A 17,125-nucleotide genomic window follows, 5' to 3' on the forward strand; every position below is an offset into this window, starting at 1 on the left:
CGAAGCACGCTTCGCGCGCTGTCCTCGAACTCCCCCGGCTACCTCTGGGGGAGTTCGAGGACGCACACCCACCCCGCGTCGCGAACCGCTACGCGTCGAAGTTGCGGTCGAAGATCTCGCGCGCCTTCCACTCCTCCAGCTCCGCGTCCACCTTCTCCCGGCGCGCGCGGTCCTCCGCCTTCTCGCGTTCGCGGGCCGCCTTCGACCTGGCCTGATCCTTCTGCTTCGCCGCCTTGTCCCGGGACTTGTCACCACCGGCCATCTGCGCTCACTCCTCTCGCGGCCAGGCTGACACAGGCCCCGATCACCCGCATCTCGTCAGCGGATCACGTGCGGCAGGAAGCGCGCGTACCCGTCCGTGACCAGACCGGCCGACTCGCGGATGCCGAGGCCGGCGGGTTCGCCTTCGACGGTCCAGGCGCCGAGCACGACGTGGTTGCCGTCGAATTCGGGCAGGGGTGCCAGCTCCTGGAAGCAGCACGGTTCCCCGGGGCCGTGCGGTGCGGTGCCCGGCGGGTGGACGGTGACGCCCGCGCCCTCGCGCCCGAGGAGCGGCTTGGCCACGTAGCCGCGCGCGGCGGCGAGCTCGCGGGGGCCGTCGAGGTAGGCGGGCAGCAGGTTCGGGTGGCCGGGGAAGAGCTCCCACAGGACGGCGAGCAGCGCCTTGTTGGAGAGGAGCATCTTCCAGGCCGGTTCGATCCACAGGGTGGAGCCCGTGCCGCCGCCGTTGTCGAGGGTGTCCAGGGCGTGCCCGCCGAAGCGGTCGGTGGCCAGCCACTCCCAGGGGTAGAGCTTGAAACAGGCGCGGATGAAGGCGTACCGCTCGTCGACGAAGCGGCCGGAGAGCGGGTCCCAGCCGATGTCCTCCATCGAGATCGCCCGGGTGTCGATCCCCGCCTGTGCGGCGGTCTCCCGCAGATAGGCGACGGTCATCAGGTCCTCGCCGATCTCGTCGCCCGCGGAGTGCGCGAAGTGCAGCGGGGCGCCGGGCGGCAGCAGGTCCGCCTGGCGCCGCCAGGCGTCGACGAGGCGCTCGTGGAGGGAGTTCCACTGGTCGCCGTCGGGGAAGCGGTCCTCCATCCAGAACCACTGGGCGCTCGCCGCCTCCACGAGCGAGGTGGGCGTGTCCGCGTTGTACTCCAGCATCGCGGCCGGGCCGCGCCCGTCGTAGCGCAGGTCGAACCGACCGTAGACGGAGGGGAGTTCGTCCCGCCGCCGCCAGGACTCGGCGACCAGGCCGGCGAGCCGGGCGTCGGTGATGCCGAGGTCGGCGAAGCGGCCGTGGTCGACGATGTGCGCGGCCGCGGCCAGGCACATCTCGTGCAGCTCCGCCACGACGGCTTCCAGCGCCTCGACCTCGGCGAGCGAGAAGGAGTAGTACGCGCTCTCGTCCCAGTACGGGCGCAGCGAGCCGTCCGGGTGCCGGGTGAGCGGATAGACGACGCCCTGTTCCTCGACGGTGGTCCGCCAGCCGGGGCGGGCGGTGATGCGGTGGCGGCGCACGGCCGGTCAGCCGCCGCTCGGACCGGAGCAGCCGAAGCCGCCGCGGTGCACGGCGCTGCTCCTGTCGAAGGTGCCACCGCCGGTGTACGTGCCGGACTTGCCGCTGTTGTAGTACCAAGTCCCGGCAGTGTGACCCGAGCTCTCGTCCGAGCACGCCTTCCGGTCGAGGACGCGGTAGCCGCCCTTGGCCACGTCGTAACTCTTCGGGTCCACACAGCGCTTGTCCGGCTCGGAGCCGCAGGAGGTGAGGGCCGCCGCGAGGGCACCCATGCCGCCGAGTACGACCGTGGACGAGCGCAGGCGCCTGCGCGCTTTCTCCGCCATGTTTCCGACCCCCGTCAGAATGCGTTCCGTTCAGCGGGTTCCCGCTGAGGCGTTCACCCTAAAGGGGGAAGACGTGTGGCCGGCCGCCGGGCGGCCTACAGTCGGGGCGTGCTTCTTGGGATGCTCTGCGCGCTCGGTTCGGCGGTCTGCTTCGGCACCGCGTCCGTCCTCCAGGCCGTCGCCGCCCGGGCCTCCGCGCCCGGCAGCGGCTCGGGCGTGGACCCGGTGCTGCTGCTGCGGGTGTTGCGGCAGTGGCGCTATCTGGCCGGGCTCGCGCTCGACGGCCTGGGCTTCCTGCTGGAGCTGGTCGCGCTGCGGTCCCTGCCGATCTACGCCGTGGGCGCCGCCCTCGCCGCGAGCCTCGCGGTGACGGCCGTGGTGGCCTCCCGGGTGCTGGGCGTACGGCTCAGCGGCGTGGAGTGGGGCGCGGTGTGCGTGGTGTGCGGCGGGCTGGCGATGCTGGGCCTCGCCTCGGGCGCGGAGGGACACCGTACGGGCTCCACGGCGCTGCGCGTCGGCACCCTCGCCGTCGCGGCCGCCGTCCTGGGCGTGGGCGCCCTGGCCGGCCGCCTGCCGGGCCGGGCACGGGCGGCGGCGCTGGGCCTGGGCGCGGGCATCGGCTTCGGCGTGGTGGAGGTGGCCGTACGCCTCGTCGACGACCTCTCGGTGACGGGTGTGCTGACGAATCCGGCGGCGTACGCGCTGATTCTGGGCGGGGGTGCGGCGTTTCTTCTGCTGACGTCGGCGCTTCAGCGGGGGTCTGTGACGGCGGCGACGGCGGGCATGGTGATCGGGGAGACGCTGGGGCCGGCGGTGGTGGGGGTGGCGTGGCTGGGTGACCGTACGCGCGCGGGGCTCGAACCGTTGGCTGTGGCGGGGTTCTTGTTGGCGGTACTCGGTGCGTTGACGCTGGCGCGGTTCGGGGAGGTGGGGGGTGGTGAGTGACCTTCCGCCTGCGGCGGGCTTGTTCGCGCGGTTGGGGGTCTGGGGGTCTCCCCCAGTTTCGGGAAGGGGCGGGGCTGGGGAAAAAGCGCCGCAGGCGTACCCCGCAGCGCACCCGCTACCCCGGCGGCAGCACCCGCAGCAACGCGGCCAACGCCCCCTCGAACCCATGCGCAGGCGGCGTCGCATAGCCCACGACCAGCCCGTCAGGGCCGGGCAGCCCCGCGAGACGGAAGCGGGACAGCCCCTCCAGGGCCAGGCCCTCCCAGGCGGCGGCCCGCACCGTGTCCCGCTCCGTGCCCTCCGGCAGGGAGAGCACCGCGTGCAGGCCCGCCGCGATGCCCGTGACACGGATGTGCGGAGCGTGCAGGGCGAGGGCGGCCACGAGTTGGTCGCGCCGTCGCCGGTAGCGCAGCCGCATCGCGCGTACGTGGCGGTCGTACGCGCCGCTGGTGATGAGCTCGGCGAGGGTGAGCTGGTCGAGGGTGCCCGAGCTCCACTCCCCCGCCCGCTTGAGCGCCAGCACGTCTCCCACGAGGTGCTCGGGGAGGACCATCCAGGCCAGCCGCAGCCCCGAGGCGAGGGACTTGCTGGCCGTGCCGAAGTAGACGACGTTCTCGGGGCGCAGCCCCTGGAGGCAGCCCACGGGACGGCGGTCGTAGCGGAACTCGCCGTCGTAGTCGTCCTCCAGGATCAGTCCGCCGGTGCGCACCGCCCAGTCGACGACGGCCGCGCGCCGGTCGGGGTGCAGGGGCACGCCGGTGGGGAACTGGTGGGCGGGGGTGAGGAGGACGGCCCGCAGGTCCTCGTGGTCCGCCAGTTCCTCGACGCGCGCGCCGGATCCGTCGACGGTCAGCGCGGTCGTGCGGAGCCCGTGCCGGTCGAGCGCCTCGTGGTGGAACCAGAGCCCGTACGCCTCCACGCCCAGCTCGCGCGTCCCGCGCTCGCGCAGCACCTGGCTCAGCAGGGCCAGTCCCTGGGTGAAGCCCGCGCAGACGACGATCCGCTCCGGGTCGGCGCGCACGCCGCGTGCCCGCGACAGGTAGTCCGCGAGGGCGGTCCGCAGCTCGATCCGGCCGCGCTCGTCGACGTGTCCGAACGCCTCGGCGGGCGCCGCCGCGAGCGCGCGCCGGGCGGCGCTGAGCCACGCGGCGCGCGGGAAGGCGGAGACGTCGGCGGTGCCGCCCCGCAGGTCGTGGACGGGGCGTGGGCGCGTCCGGGGCACGGGTGACCTGCGCTCGGGCGCGCCGGGCTCCGCGCGCGGTGCCACCCGGGTGCCGGAGCCCTGCCGGGCGGTGAGCCAGCCCTCGGCGACGAGCTCGCCGTAGGCGTCGGCGACGGTGTTGCGGGCCAGGCCGAGGTCCTTGGCGAGCGTGCGGGAGGCGGGCAGCCGGGTGCCGGGGGCGAGCCTGCCCGTGCGGACGGCGTCGCGCAGGGCGCGGATCAGCGAGGCCCGTACGCCGCCGGGCCCGGTCAGGTCGAGGTGCAGGTCGGCGCCCGCGCCATCACCGTCCGCGCCATCACCTGAAATGGCCCACGTTCTCTCCACGGGAATGGACCATACCGGTGGGCTGCCCGGACCGTAACGTCGTAGGCATGACGAACGAGAACGCACACAGCCACAGCCCCCGGATGTTCCTCCACCAGCTCGCCCCCGAGGTGCAGAAGGCGATGATCGCCCTCAGCAAGGCCGCCACGAAGGGTCTGGAGCCGTCCCTCGTCGAGCTCGTCCAGATGCGCGCCTCGCAGCTGAACCACTGCGCGTTCTGCCTGGACATGCACACCAAGGACGCGCGCAAGGCGGGCGAGACGGAGGAGCGGATCTTCCTTCTGCCCGCGTGGGAGGAGGCGCACGGCTTCTACACCGACAAGGAGCGCGCGGCCCTCGCGCTCACCGAGGCCGTCACCGTCCTGACGGACGGCTTCGTGCCGGACGAGGTCTACGAGCGCGCCGCGCGCCACTTCCCCGAGCAGGAGCTCGCGCACCTGATCTCGCTGATCATCACGATCAACTCGTGGAACCGCATCGCCGTGACCACCCGGCTGGCGCCGGGTTCCTACGACCCGCGCTGACGGCCCGGGGCGGCACGGGGGTCCGCCCCGGCCCGCCGGCCGCTAGGCCATATCCGGCGGATCCATGCCAGTCTGCGGGCCCGTTGCCTCCCCCAGCTACCTCCCCCAGAGGTGCCCCCAACGGGCTGAATTGCGCACCCACATCAGCCACATCCAGCCCGTTGGGGGCACCTCCCAGCGGTAGCTGGGGGAGATTGAGGACACCGCCGCGCAGCGGTGGTGCACAGACGGCGCCACCCGCAGCACCGACCACGAGATCCGCCGGACAGGCCCTGGCTAGGGAAGCCACCGCTTCCAGACGTCCGGGTGCTCCTTGACCCACCGCTTCGCCGCTTCGTCGGCGGAGAGCTTCTCCTCCGCGATCATCTGGGCCACTTCGTTCTGGTCCTGCTTGGTCCAGTTGAAGTTCTTCAGGAAGCGGGCCGCCTTGCCGCCCTTGTGCGTGAAGTCGGCGTTGAAGAACTTCTTCAGCGACGACGTCGGGTACGCGCAGTCGACGGTGGAGGGGTCCGCCGTGCCCTTGTCCGCGCACGCGGAGGTGTGCTCGGGGAGCTTCACCTCCACCATCGGCACCTCGTTGAAGAGCCACTGCGGCTCGTACCAGTAGGTGAGGAACGGCTTCTTGTCCTTGGCGAACTGCTTGATCTGGGTGATCTGCGCGGCCTCGGAACCGGCGAAGACCACCTGGTAGTCCAGGCCGAGGTTCTTCACCAGCGCCTTGTCGTTGGTGACGTAGGACGGGGAGCCGTCCATCAGCTGCCCCTTGCCGCCGCTCTCGGGAGTGCGCAGCTGGGACGCGTACTTGTTGAGGTTCTTCCAGTCCAGGACGTCCGGGTGGGTGTCGGCGAAGTACTTCGGGACGAACCAGCCGATGTGCCCGGTGACCCCGAGGTCGCCGCCGGGCGCGATCGTCTTCTTGTCCTCGACGTACCGCTTCTCCTGGTCCGGGTGGCCCCAGTCCTCCAGGATCGCGTCGACGCGGCCCTGGCTGAGCGCGTCCCAGGCGGGCACCTCGTCCACCTGCACGGTGTCGACGTGGTAGCCGAGTTCGTGCTCCAGCAGGTACTGGGCGACGGCCGCGTTGGCCCGCGCGCCCACCCAGGACTGCACGGACAGGGTGACGGACTTCGTGCCCTGGGCGTTGGCGTACGGCGAGGCCTGCTTGGTCATGTCGGCCGCACCGCAGCCGGTGGCGGCCAGCAGGCCGAGCGCGCCCGCCGCCGTGATCCACTTACGCGCCTTCACGGGCGCCTCCCTTCGTCGGCTGCGTGACCCGGTCGAGCATCAGGCCCATGCAGACGATCGCCGCGCCCGCGACGAGGCCGGTGGCCAGATCGCCCTGGGCGAGACCGAAGACGACGTCGTAACCGAGCGCGCCGCCGCCGACGAGGCCGCCGATGATGACGACGGACAGCACCAGCACGACCGCCTGGTTGACGGCCAGCAGCAACTGCGGGCGGGCCAGCGGGAACTGCACCTGGCGCAGCTGCTGCCCGCTGGTGGCGCCCAGCGAGCGCGCGGACTCCAGCGCACCGGGGTTGACCTGCCGCAGGCCCTGGCTGGTGATGCGGACGACGGCGGGCAGCGCGTAGACGATCGCGGCCGCCGCGGCCGGGGCCCGGCCGACGCCGAAGAGGGCGACGACGGGGATCAGATAGACGAACTGCGGCATCGTCTGGCACACGTCCAGGACGGGGCGCAGCAGCCGTTCCACGCGCGCGCTGCGCGCGGCGGGCACGGCGATCGCGAAGCCGAGGACGAGCGTGACGGCGACGGCCGCCAGCACCTGCGAGAGGGTGTCCAGGGAGATCTCCCAGCGGCCGAGCACGCCGATCGCGGCCAGCGCGAGGACGGCGGTCAGCGCGGTGCGCCAGGTGCCGATCAGCCAGGCGAGGGCGGCGACCAGCAGCAGCGCGCCCCACCAGGGGAGGGCCTGGAGGCCGTCGCGCAGCGGGTCGAGGATCCAGCCGGTGTAGTGCGCGGCCCAGTCGGCGGTGCCGCCGACGCCGGGCAGGCCGGAGTAGAGGTGGTCGACCATCCAGTCCTTGGCGTCGTTGACGGGACCGGCGATGGCGACCTTCCAGCCGTCGGGCCAGTTGAGCGCGGAGAGCGCCCGCCCGGCGAGGGCGACGGCGGCGGTGCCGGCCAGGGCGATCAGCCAGGCCGTACGGCCGCCGATCCGCGTGACGGCGCTGCCTTCGGCGCCCGCGGCCGCCGTGGTGCGGTCCATGACGATCGCGAGCAGCACGATGGGGATGCCGGCGGCCAGCGCGCTGCCGACGTCGACGGTCGACAGCGCCTGGTAGACGCGGTCGCCGAGGCCGTCCGCGCCGATGACGGACGCGATCACGGCCATGGAAAGGGCCATCATGATGGTCTGGTTGACGCCCAGCAGGAGCTCGCGGCGGGCCAGCGGCAGGCGTGCGGTCAGCAGCCGCTGCCGTCCGGTCGCGCCGAGGGACTCCACGGCCTCCATGACGCCCTTGTCGGTCGAGCGCAGGCCCAGGGCCGTGAGGCGGGCCATCGGCGGGGCCGCGTAGACGACGGTCGCGAGGACGGCCGGCGCGACGCCGATCCCGAAGATCAGCACGACGGGCATCAGGTAGGCGAACGCGGGCAGTGACTGCATGGTGTCGAGGACGGGGCGCAGGGCGCGGAACGTGCGGTCCGAGAGACCGGCCGCGAGGCCCAGCAGCGCGCCCACCGCGACGGACGCGGCGACGGCGACGACCATCAGCGCGAGCGTGCGCATCGTGGGCACCCACATGCCGAGCAGCCCGCACACGGCGAACGACACGACGGTGGTGACGGCCACCCGCACGCCCGCGACCCGCCAGGCGAGCAGCGTGGCACCGGCGGTGACCCCGGCCCAGCCGAGGGCGAGGAGCACGGTGTAGACGGCGTGGACGGAGTCGATGATGCCGCCGCTGATGTAGCCGAAGAAGTACAGGAACAGCCAGTGGCTGTCGCGGTTGTCGATGATCCAGTCGTTGGCGCGGCCGAGCGGCCCGCTCAGGTCGACGGTCAGCGCGTGCGGCCAGGCGCCGCTGCCCCACGTGGCCGCCGCCACGGGGACCAGGACGGCGGCCGCGAGGGCGAGCAGGAGGAGCTTGCGCGCGGCGGGCCGCTCGCGCAGGGCCTGCCGGGCGGCGGACGCGCGGCCGTCCTGGCGGGCGGCGGTGCCGCCCGCGGGGGCGGCGGGCGACGAGGGTGCGGCGGTGCCGCGGGCCGTGTCGGCGGGGGTTGTCGTGATGCTCATACGGCGCTCCCGTCCGGGCGGGTGGCCCCGGGCCGTGTGCGGCGCGCGGGCTGCCGGGCCGGGGCCGGGCGCCTGGTCGCGCGGTAGGCGTACTCGGTCATGCCGCCGCCTTCCCGTCGCGGTCCAGGCCGGCCACCACGCCGAGCAGGCCGCGGTGGTCGACGATGCCGAGGCAGCGGCCGTCGTCCACGACGCGGGCCGCGGAGCCCGTGCGGGCGACCGTCTCGATCGCGTCGGCGACCGTCGTCGCCGGAGGCAGGGCGGGCCCCGCCTCCTCCTCGCCCGGGAGGGCGTCACGCATGGCGCGGCGGACGGTGAGGACCTGCTCGCGGGGGACGTCGCGGACGAAGTCCCGTACGTAGTCGTCCGCCGGGGAGCCGACGATCTCCTCCGGGGTGCCGCACTGCACGACGCTCCCGCCGCGCATCAGCGCGATCCGGTCGCCGACGCGCAGCGCCTCGGACAGGTCGTGGGTGATGAAGACCATGGTGCGGCCCTCGTCGCGGTGCAGGCGGACGACCTCCTCCTGCATGTCCCGCCGGATCAGCGGGTCGAGGGCGCTGAACGGCTCGTCGAACAGGAGCACTTCGGGGTCGGCGGCGAGTGCGCGGGCGAGCCCGACGCGCTGCTGCTGACCGCCGGAGAGCTGGGTGGGGCGGCGCCCCTCAAGACCGGCGAGGCCGACCTTCTCCACCATCTCGCTCGCCTTGGCGCGGCGTTCGGCCCGGCCGACGCCCTGGATCTCCAGGCCGTACGCGACGTTGTCGAGGACGGTGCGGTGCGGGAGCAGGCCGAAGTGCTGGAAGACCATCGCGGCGCGGTGGCGGCGCAGCTCGCGCAGGGCGCCGCTGTCCATGCCGCACACGTCCTCGCCGTCGATGGCGATGGTGCCGGACGTCGGCTCGATGAGCCGGGTCAGGCAGCGCACCAGCGTGGACTTGCCGGAGCCGGACAGGCCCATGACGACGAAGACCTCGCCCTGGCGGACGTCGAAGGACACGTCGCGCACGGCGACGGTGCAGTTCGCCTGTTCGCGCAGCTCCTCCGGGGAGAGGTCGGCGAGTGGACTGCCGGGTACGCGCTCGGCCTTGGGTCCGAAGACCTTCCAGAGGTTGCGGACGGAGAAGACGGGTGCGTCGGTTGTGCCGCTGCCGTCGTTCATCGGGCATCGCCCCTGTCGGTATCGGAGACAAGCAGCTCCGCGCACTTCTCCCCCACCATCAGGACGCCGATCATCGGGTTCACGGCGGGCATGGTCGGGAAGACGGAGGCGTCGGCGATGCGGACGCCCTCCAGGCCGCGGATCCGCAGCTCGGGGTCGACGACGGCCTGCGGGTCGTCGGCCGCGCCCATCCGGCAGGTGCCGGCGGGGTGGTAGACGGTGTGCGCGACCTTCCGCGCGTACTCGCTGATCTCCTCGTCCGAGGTGATCTCCGGGCCGGGGCAGACCTCGCGCTTGAGCCAGCCGGCCAGCGGCGCGGACTTGGCTATCTCCCGGGCGATCTTGATGCCGTCGACCAGGGTGCGGCCGTCGTAGTCCTCCTCGTCCGTGAAGTAGCGGAAGTCGAGGGCGGGCTTGACGGCCGGGTCGGCGCTGGTGAGGTAGAGCCGGCCGCGGCTGCGCGGCTTGGGGATGTTGGGCGTCATCGACACGCCGTGCTCGGGCTTGACGTAGCCCAGGCGCTCGGGGTTGTCGGTGAAGGGGATCTGGTAGAAGTGGAACATCAGGTCGGGGCCCGGGGATTCGGGGTCCCGGCGGACGAAGAGACCCGCGTCGGAGTCCATCGCCGAGTTCTCGGGGATCGGCCCGTCGGTCTCCCACACGATCACCGACTCGGGGTGGTCGAGCAGGTTCTCGCCGATGCCCGGCAGGTCGTGGACGGCGGGGATGCCCAGCGCGTCCAGGTCGCCCTTGGGGCCGATGCCGGAGTGCATCAGCAGGCGCGGGGTGTCGACGGCCCCGGCGCACAGCAGCACCTCGCGGCCCGCCTCGACGAAGATCTCCTCGCCGTCCTTGGTGCGCACGTGCACGCCGGTGGCGCGGGTGCCCTCCAGTTCGAGCTTGTGCGCCCAGGTCTCCAGCAGGATGCGGAGGTTGGGGCGGTCGCCGGCCTCGATGTGCGGGTGCAGATAGGCGACGGACGCGGAGGAGCGCTTGTTGTTCTCCGGGTGGTACGCGAGGTCGAAGAAGCCGACGCCCTCGTGGAAGGGCTTCTTGTTGAAGCCCTCCACGCGCGGCACGTCGACGGCGGCCTGGGCGGCCTCCACGAAGTCGCGGGCGATGGCGTTCCGGTCCTTCTCGTCCACGGCCACGATGTTGTTCCGCAGCCGGGCGAAGTACGGCTCCATGGACGCAGCGTCCCAGCCGTCGGCCCCCGCGGCCACCCACTCGTCCCAGTCGCCGGGCAGCGGCTTGAAGGCGATCAGGGTGTTGTGCGAGGAGCAGCCGCCCAGGACCTTCGCCCGGCTGTGCCGGATGTGGGAGTTGCCGCGCGGCTGCTCGGTCGTCGGGTAGTCGTAGTCGAGGTCGCCGCCGAGGAGACCGAGCCAGCGGCGCAGCGTGAGCACGTCGGGGCGGTCGATGTCGGTCGGGCCGCCTTCGATGACGACGACGGACGTGCCGGGGTCCTCGGCGAGCCGGGAGGCGATCACCGATCCGGCGGTGCCGCCACCGACGACGACGTAGTCAGCGGTGATCTTCGCGCGGGTCTCTTCGACAGCGGGGGGCATGGGGGTACTCCTCGGGGGCAGGGAAGGTTCTTCGCGTGGTGGTCTCGTCCGTGCCGCGGGCGTCAGCCCGCGAACCACCGGACGGGCTTGGGGGCGAGGTTCTGGTAGACGTGCTTGGCCTCGCGGTATTCGGCCAGGCCCGCGGGGCCGAGCTCGCGGCCCGTGCCGGACTTGCCGAAGCCGCCCCACTCCGCCTGCGGCAGGTAGGGGTGGTAGTCGTTGATCCACACGGTGCCGTGGCGCAGCCGCCCGGCGACCCGGCGGGCCCGCCCGGCGTCCTTGGTCCAGACGGCGCCCGCGAGCCCGTACTCGGTGTCGTTGGCGAGCTCGACGGCCTCGTCCTCGGTGCGGAAGGTCTCGACGGTGAGGATCGGCCCGAAGGTCTCCTCCCGGACGACCTTCATGCCGCGGTGGCAGCGGTCGAGGACGGTCGGCGAGTAGAAGTAGCCGGTCGCGGGGCGGACGGCGCTCGGCTCGGGCTGCCCACCGCCGCAGCGCAGCGCGGCGCCCTCGGCGAGCGCGGAGGCGACGTACGCCTCGGTCTTGTCGAGCTGCGCGGCGGAGACGAGCGGGCCGCACTCGACGCCCTCCTCGGTGCCCCGGCCCAGCTTGATCTTCTCGGCGCGGCGGGCGAGTTCGGCGACGAAGCGCTCGCTGACGGACTCCTCGACGATGAGGCGGGAGCCGGCCGAGCAGACCTGGCCGCTGTGGATGAACGCGGCGTTGAGCGCCTGGTCGACGGCGGTGTCGAAGTCCTCGTCGGTGGCGCAGGCGTCGGCGAAGACGACGTTGGGGTTCTTGCCGCCGAGTTCGAGCGCGACCTTCTTCACGGTCGGCGCGGCCGCCTGGGCGACCTTGACGCCGCTGGTGAGGCCGCCGGTGAAGGAGACGAGGTCGACGTCCGGGTGCTCGGACATACGGGCGCCGACGGGGTCGCCCGCGCCGGTGACGAGGTTCGCGACACCGTCCGGCAGGCCCGCCTCGGCCAGCAGCCGGACGAGGTGCACGGTGGAGAGCGGGGTGACCTCGCTGGGCTTGATGACGAAGGTGTTGCCCGCGGCCAGGGCCGGGGCTATCTTCCAGCTCGCCTGGAGCAGCGGGTAGTTCCACGGGGTGATCAGCGCGCAGACGCCGACCGGCTCGTGGACGACGATGCTGTGCACCTCGTCCGAGCCCGCGTCCACGACGCGGCCGCCGCCCTCGTTGATGACGAGGTCGGCGAAGTAGCGGAAGGCGTTGGTGACATCGTCGACGTCGACCCGGCCCTCCTCCAGGGTCTTCCCGGTGTCCCGGCTCTCGGTCAGCGCGATCGCCTCGCGGTCGCGCTGGAGCAGGTCGGCCACGCGCCGCAGCAGCGCGGCCCGTTCGGCGACGGGCGTCCGCGGCCAGGCGCCGTCGTCGAAGGCGCGGCGGGCGGCGGCTATCGCGGCGTCGGTGTCGTCCGCGCCGCCCTCGGCCACCAGGGCCAGGGTCTTGGCGTCTGCGGGGTCGAGGACCTCCCGCTGCGCGCCGGACGTGGCGGCACGCCACACCCCGTCCACAAGGATGGTCTCGACTGACGACATGTCTTTTCTGCCTTCCGGTCCACGGTGCACTCACTACGGCGCCGGGCCCTCGTGGGGCCCGGCAACGAGGCGCGCCTAACCAGAAGGCGGAAACATATGCCACTTCTTTCACGAAGAGTGACGGGAGTCACTTATGCGCGCCTGATGGCCCGCCGCCCCCGGGGTGCGGCGGGCCACCGGGATGCGGCCGGCCTCAGTTCGCGCAGTAACCGGTCGGGCAGAACGAGCCGAGCAGCACCGCGTAGACCCGGGCGTACGTGGACCAGTCGTCGTCGGGCCCGGTCACCAGCAGCACGTACATCTGGTGGTCGGACGCCCTGACGTCGCGCAGCACGACGTGCCGGGTGCCGCCGTCACGGGTGTAGGTGTACTCCAGCTCCGCCTCCGAACCGTCCGACGTCTGGCCCAGTTTGAGGCGGCGGTATCCCGGGTTCTTGGACATCGTCGCCTCGAGCGACGCGGCCGCCTCGGCCGGTGTGCTCTCCGGTCCGTTCTGCCGGTAGACCTGGACGAAGTTCTGGTCGTCGGCCGCCGAGCGGTAGAACACACTGACGCCGTCCGCGGTGCGGTGCCAGCCCTGGGGCACGTCGAGCGTGATCCCCGAGGGGTCGCCGACCCGTTGGTACCCGGCGGGGGCGGCACCGGGGCCGCCGACCGGACTGGAGGGGCCGTCCGACGGACCGGAGGAGCCGCCCAGGCCGCCCGAGCCGTCCGTCGGCGCGTCCGGTGTGGCGCCGGTGTCACCTTGCGTGGTGACGCCGGTGCCGTTGGTGACCGCTCCGCCGCCGCTCGGGCCGGGCGTCGCCGGGGCGCTGGAGGTGGTCCCGCCGCCCGACGCGTGGGCGTGGCCCCCGCCGTCGTCCCGGGTCAGCTTCCAGACCCCGAAGCCGATGCCGGCCGCGAGCACCACGCCCGCCACCGTCCCGGCCAGGACCGCCTCGCGCGAGGGGCCCCGCGGCGCGGCGCCGGAGGAAACCCGGACCAGGGGGAGGTCGGGCTCGGTCGGGTCATGGTCGGAGGAGTGCGCGCCGTGCGGTGGCGGCTCGTCGTCGTTCACCCACTGCTGGCGATCCGCGTCCCAGCGGCTCATGTGCCCGCCCCCTCACGCCAGCAGCTGACTGATCGCCTGGACGACGGCGAGCGCCGACGCCAGGCCCGCCGCCACCGTGGCACCACCGGTCAGCAGCGACCGCAGCCGCTCCAGCCTGCCGCGGTCGGCCCGGCCGGTGCGCGCGGCCTCCTCCTCCAGGTCGGCGAGCTCGCCCTCGACGTCGTCGATGCCGTCGCCCTCCGTCCGCGCCAGCAGCGGTAGTTGGCCGCGTAAGTCCCGTACCGCCGTGAGCAGCGTGTCCGGTACGGGCAGCGGTCCGCGTGACGCGTCCACCGCGGTCGCCTGCTCCCCCGCGGCCAGCGCCCCGCCGCTCAACTCCCCGACGGCGACGCCCCCTTCACCCGGCGTCCGCCGGGGAACGGGGGCCGGCCCCTCGCTTCTGGCGGCGGGCCGGGCGGTCCGCTCCGAGCGGTCCTCCGCGCGCGCCCCGCGACCGCTGGCGGCCGCGCCGCCGGTCATACGGCCGATGGCGATCCCGCCGCCCTCTTCCGCGGCCCTGTGCTGGTCCCTCTTCTCCGTCATGATCCCCCGCTTTGCGTGGTGTTCTTGGCCGACGCCCCGGCCCCGGTGGCGACCGCGCCGCCGCTCATCGAGCCGATGAACACGCCGCCCTCGCTGACCTGGACGAAATGCTGCTCGAACTGGTCGGTCTCGTAGCCCTGTGAGCGCAGGGCGTCCCGTACGCCGCTCGCGATGCGGTCCTGGACCGTCTTCACGTAGCGGCTGATGTCCATCTCCTGGAACAGCGACAGCGTCTGCGTGCCGGCCAGCTCCCGCACCGAGGTCGCCGGGCCGTCCGGGATGCCGAACTGCGGCATCGTCAGCCACGTGCGGAACCCGGAGACGGCGGAGCTCACCGTGGACACCGCGGAGGCGAACCCGGCGGCGGGCCCGCTCAGCAGGGCACGCAGCCCGTCACGCAGGAAGTTGTCCCCGCCGCGCGCCACGATCACGTCGACCGCGCGGAACTCCGGCTTGACGGGCATCAGCACATGCGGCACGACCTCCAGGACGAGCATGCCGCCCTGGGTGTGCACCCGGACCAGGATGGTCGCCACGACCTGCTCGTCCCAGGCGCCGACCCGGATACGGAGGAAATAGCGACGGGCCTCGCCGCCCTCGTCGACGGACTGCGCGAGGTGCTGCAGGACGGTGCCGCCCCCGTAGTCCACCTCCGGGCGCGGCGGGCCCACCGGGAGATAGACGAACTCCTCGATCTCCAGATCCTTCAGCCGGTCCCGGCTGGTCTGCGCGGCGCTCTCCCGCAGCGCCTCCAGCCGGGGCCGGATCAGCTCGACGACCGTACGGGCGGTGAAGGGCGCCGGGCTCGCGGGCACCTGACCGGCGTCCGGGCGCCGCTTGAGCTCCAGGGCGAGCGACCAGGGCTCGTACGGCCGCCCCATGCCGAGGAAGGGGCGGCCCGAGTCGTAGATGGTCAGCCCCGCGTACTGCTCGCGGTCGATGGCCTTGGCGATCCGCCGGTGGTGCTCGGTGACCGGGAACGCCCTGTCGCGCCGCGCGAACTCCTGGCGGCTCAGCTCGGTGCGCATCACGTCCGCGACCCGCGTACGGTGCGCCCAGACGGGGAGGGCCAGCAGCAGCGGGAAGACGATCGAGATCCAGCTGCCCGAACCGGTGCAGAGCTGGAGCAGCGCGTACGCCCAGTAGGCGAGCGCGAGGACCACCGGGACCGCGGGTATGAGCACCCGCACCTGCCCCTTCATCGCCTCGCGCATGGTGCGCTTGTCGACCACGTACACGGACGAGCCGCGCCCGGCGGCGGCAGCGACCCACCACTGCACGAAGCACACCACCGCGTACAGCAGCGCCCACAGCGGGAAGCCCGGGCCGACCCCGAGGTCGACGGAGTCGTCGGCGGTGCCGATCTCGATGCCGATGAACAGGCCCCAGAACACGAGGAGCCACAGCGCCGTCTGCACGTCCTGTGCGCGGGCGCGCAGCGCGTGCGCGAGCACCGGCACGATATCGACACCGAGTGAGGGCGCCGTCGGGCGCTCCTCATGCTCCACCAGTTCCTCGATGACCCGGCGGCGGAACCCGATGTCCAGATAGGTGCCCGCGCAGAGAAGTCTCGTGGCCTCTGTGCGGGACTCACGTCCAACAGGAGTTGACATACGTCCCCCGATCGTCGAACTCGCCTGCGAATCTGCAGGAGTTGACGCACTTTCGGAGAACCCAGAATAAGTCGAACGGCCCGCCACCGTCCCCGTGCGGGAACGAATAGCGGGCCGGAATTCGACGCGTACGGACGTACGTCAGTAAGCCTGTACGAATTCGATCGGTGGGCCGATCGGCGCGACGGCTCAGATGAGGCCGAGGGCGCGCACCGCGTCGCGCTCCTCGACGAGCTCCTGCACGGAGGCGTCGATGCGGGCGCGGGAGAACTCGTCGATCTCCAGGCCCTGGACGATCTCGTACTTGCCGTCCTTCGTGGTGACCGGGAAGGACGAGATGATGCCCTCGGGCACGCCGTAGGAGCCGTCCGACGGGATGCCCATCGAAGTCCAGTCACCGGCGGCGGTGCCGTTGACCCAGGTGTGCACGTGGTCGATCGCGGCGTTGGCGGCGGAGGCGGCCGACGAGGCGCCACGGGCCTCGATGATCGCGGCACCGCGCTTGGCGACGGTCGGGATGAAGGTGTCGGCCAGCCACGCCTGGTCGTTCACGACCTCGGCGGCGTTCTTGCCCGCGACCTCGGCGTGGAAGATGTCCGGGTACTGCGTGGCGGAGTGGTTGCCCCAGATCGTCAGCTTCTTGATCTCGGAGACCGGGGTGCCGGTCTTCCGCGCCAGCTGCGAGATCGCGCGGTTGTGGTCCAGGCGGGTCATCGCGGTGAAGCGCTCCGCCGGGACGTCCGGCGCGGCGGCCTGGGCGATCAGGGCGTTGGTGTTCGCCGGGTTGCCGACGACGAGGACCTTGATGTCGTCCGCGGCGTGCGCGTTGATCGCCGCGCCCTGCGGCTTGAAGATGCCGCCGTTGGCCTCCAGCAGGTCACCGCGCTCCATGCCCTTGGTGCGGGGGCGGGCGCCGACCAGCAGCGCGACGTTCGCACCGGCGAAGGCGACGTTCGGGTCGTCCGTGATGTCGATGCCGCGCAGCAGCGGGAACGCGCAGTCGTCGAGCTCCATGGCGGTGCCCTCGGCGGCCTTCAGGCCCTGCGGGATCTCCAGCAGACGGAGCTTGACCGGCACGTCCGCGCCGAGCAGCTGGCCGGAGGCGATGCGGAAGAGCAGCGCGTAGCCGATCTGACCGGCAGCGCCGGTGACGGTGACATTGACGGGAGTGCGGGTCATGGCGATCTCCTGCTGCGAACTGGGGTTGGGTGTCCCTGCCCATTTGTGGGGATCTCTCTCGGTGTCAAGAGATCCGGCGTCAGGCTATCCGACGCGACGGTGCCGGAACGCCGGGGTGGGTGTGGAACGCGACTCATTGGGCGGGTCTGAGTGCGGGTACGGTCCGCACAAACCAGCCCGTGGGGGCACCCCCGGACGGAGTCTGGGGGAGTTTGAGGACAACGCGCGAAGCGTGTTGCGGGGTCTGGGGCAGCGCCCCAGTTTCGGGAAGGGGCGGGGCTGGGGAACAAGCCCGCCGCAGGCG

15 protein-coding genes are annotated in these 17,125 nt (G+C 72.7%); 2 read left to right on the top strand and 13 right to left on the bottom strand.

Annotation, left to right across the window (positions count from 1 at the left end; translation table 11 throughout):
- Positions 1–88: 88 nt before the first annotated feature.
- The 3 genes from AB0435_RS28450 to AB0435_RS28460 are packed head-to-tail and all read right to left on the bottom strand — an operon-like array spanning position 89 to position 1,827.
- Positions 89–262, bottom strand: coding sequence for a hypothetical protein (locus AB0435_RS28450; protein WP_366008444.1), 174 nt, complete (start codon positions 260–262; stop codon positions 89–91).
- A 56-nt stretch (positions 263–318) separates the two neighbouring features.
- A complete protein-coding gene (locus AB0435_RS28455; RefSeq protein WP_366428272.1) occupies positions 319–1,503 on the bottom strand; it encodes a glutathionylspermidine synthase family protein in 1,185 nt (394 codons plus the stop codon).
- 6 nt (positions 1,504–1,509) lie between these two features.
- The gene (locus AB0435_RS28460) at positions 1,510–1,827 is read right to left on the bottom strand and encodes a hypothetical protein (RefSeq protein WP_366428273.1); all 318 of its coding nucleotides are present in this window, start codon (positions 1,825–1,827) and stop codon (positions 1,510–1,512) included.
- A 120-nt stretch (positions 1,828–1,947) separates the two neighbouring features.
- Between AB0435_RS28460 and AB0435_RS28465 the strand changes: the two genes are divergently transcribed.
- Positions 1,948–2,772: a hypothetical protein gene (locus AB0435_RS28465; RefSeq protein ID WP_366008448.1), complete on the top strand. Its 825-nt coding sequence runs from the start codon at positions 1,948–1,950 to the stop codon at positions 2,770–2,772.
- Positions 2,773–2,887: 115 nt separating this feature from the next.
- On the opposite strand, the gene AB0435_RS28470 is transcribed toward AB0435_RS28465, so the two are convergent.
- Positions 2,888–4,318: a PLP-dependent aminotransferase family protein gene (locus AB0435_RS28470; RefSeq protein ID WP_366008445.1), complete on the bottom strand. Its 1,431-nt coding sequence runs from the start codon at positions 4,316–4,318 to the stop codon at positions 2,888–2,890.
- A 47-nt stretch (positions 4,319–4,365) separates the two neighbouring features.
- Here AB0435_RS28470 and AB0435_RS28475 point away from each other — a divergent pair, with 47 nt between their 5' ends.
- Positions 4,366–4,842, top strand: a complete 477-nt coding sequence (locus AB0435_RS28475) for a carboxymuconolactone decarboxylase family protein (RefSeq protein ID WP_366008446.1) — start codon at positions 4,366–4,368, stop codon at positions 4,840–4,842.
- 276 nt (positions 4,843–5,118) lie between these two features.
- Here the strand turns inward: AB0435_RS28475 and AB0435_RS28480 are convergent, their stop codons facing one another.
- From AB0435_RS28480 to AB0435_RS28520, 9 genes are all read right to left on the bottom strand, one after another.
- The gene (locus AB0435_RS28480; protein WP_366008147.1) at positions 5,119–6,087 is read right to left on the bottom strand and encodes an ABC transporter substrate-binding protein; all 969 of its coding nucleotides are present in this window, start codon (positions 6,085–6,087) and stop codon (positions 5,119–5,121) included.
- Positions 6,074–8,101 (bottom strand): ABC transporter permease subunit, encoded by a 2,028-nt coding sequence (locus AB0435_RS28485; RefSeq protein ID WP_366428274.1) that lies wholly within the window; start codon positions 8,099–8,101, stop codon positions 6,074–6,076. Before AB0435_RS28485 ends, AB0435_RS28480 begins: the two co-directional genes overlap by 14 nt.
- 97 nt (positions 8,102–8,198) lie before the next feature.
- Positions 8,199–9,263: a glycine betaine/L-proline ABC transporter ATP-binding protein gene (locus AB0435_RS28490; protein ID WP_366008149.1), complete on the bottom strand. Its 1,065-nt coding sequence runs from the start codon at positions 9,261–9,263 to the stop codon at positions 8,199–8,201.
- Positions 9,260–10,831, bottom strand: a complete 1,572-nt coding sequence (locus AB0435_RS28495) for a GMC oxidoreductase (RefSeq protein WP_366428275.1) — start codon at positions 10,829–10,831, stop codon at positions 9,260–9,262. The genes AB0435_RS28490 and AB0435_RS28495 overlap by 4 nt, the downstream gene beginning before the upstream one ends.
- Positions 10,832–10,893: 62 nt before the next feature.
- Positions 10,894–12,396 (bottom strand): aldehyde dehydrogenase family protein, encoded by a 1,503-nt coding sequence (locus tag AB0435_RS28500; RefSeq protein WP_366008151.1) that lies wholly within the window; start codon positions 12,394–12,396, stop codon positions 10,894–10,896.
- A gap of 193 nt (positions 12,397–12,589) precedes the next feature.
- The gene (locus tag AB0435_RS28505; protein WP_366428276.1) at positions 12,590–13,486 is read right to left on the bottom strand and encodes a hypothetical protein; all 897 of its coding nucleotides are present in this window, start codon (positions 13,484–13,486) and stop codon (positions 12,590–12,592) included.
- Positions 13,487–13,498: 12 nt separating this feature from the next.
- Positions 13,499–14,029: a hypothetical protein gene (locus AB0435_RS28510; protein WP_366008153.1), complete on the bottom strand. Its 531-nt coding sequence runs from the start codon at positions 14,027–14,029 to the stop codon at positions 13,499–13,501.
- Entirely contained in the window at positions 14,026–15,642 is a 1,617-nt protein-coding gene (locus AB0435_RS28515; protein WP_366428277.1) for a hypothetical protein, read from the bottom strand. Before AB0435_RS28515 ends, AB0435_RS28510 begins: the two co-directional genes overlap by 4 nt.
- A 189-nt stretch (positions 15,643–15,831) precedes the next feature.
- Complete coding sequence (locus AB0435_RS28520) at positions 15,832–16,821, bottom strand: malate dehydrogenase (protein ID WP_366008155.1); 990 nt, start codon at positions 16,819–16,821, stop codon at positions 15,832–15,834.
- Positions 16,822–17,125 lie beyond the last annotated feature (304 nt).

Source organism: Streptomyces sp. NPDC051173 (assembly GCF_040689515.1).
GTDB lineage: Bacteria > Actinomycetota > Actinomycetes > Streptomycetales > Streptomycetaceae > Streptomyces.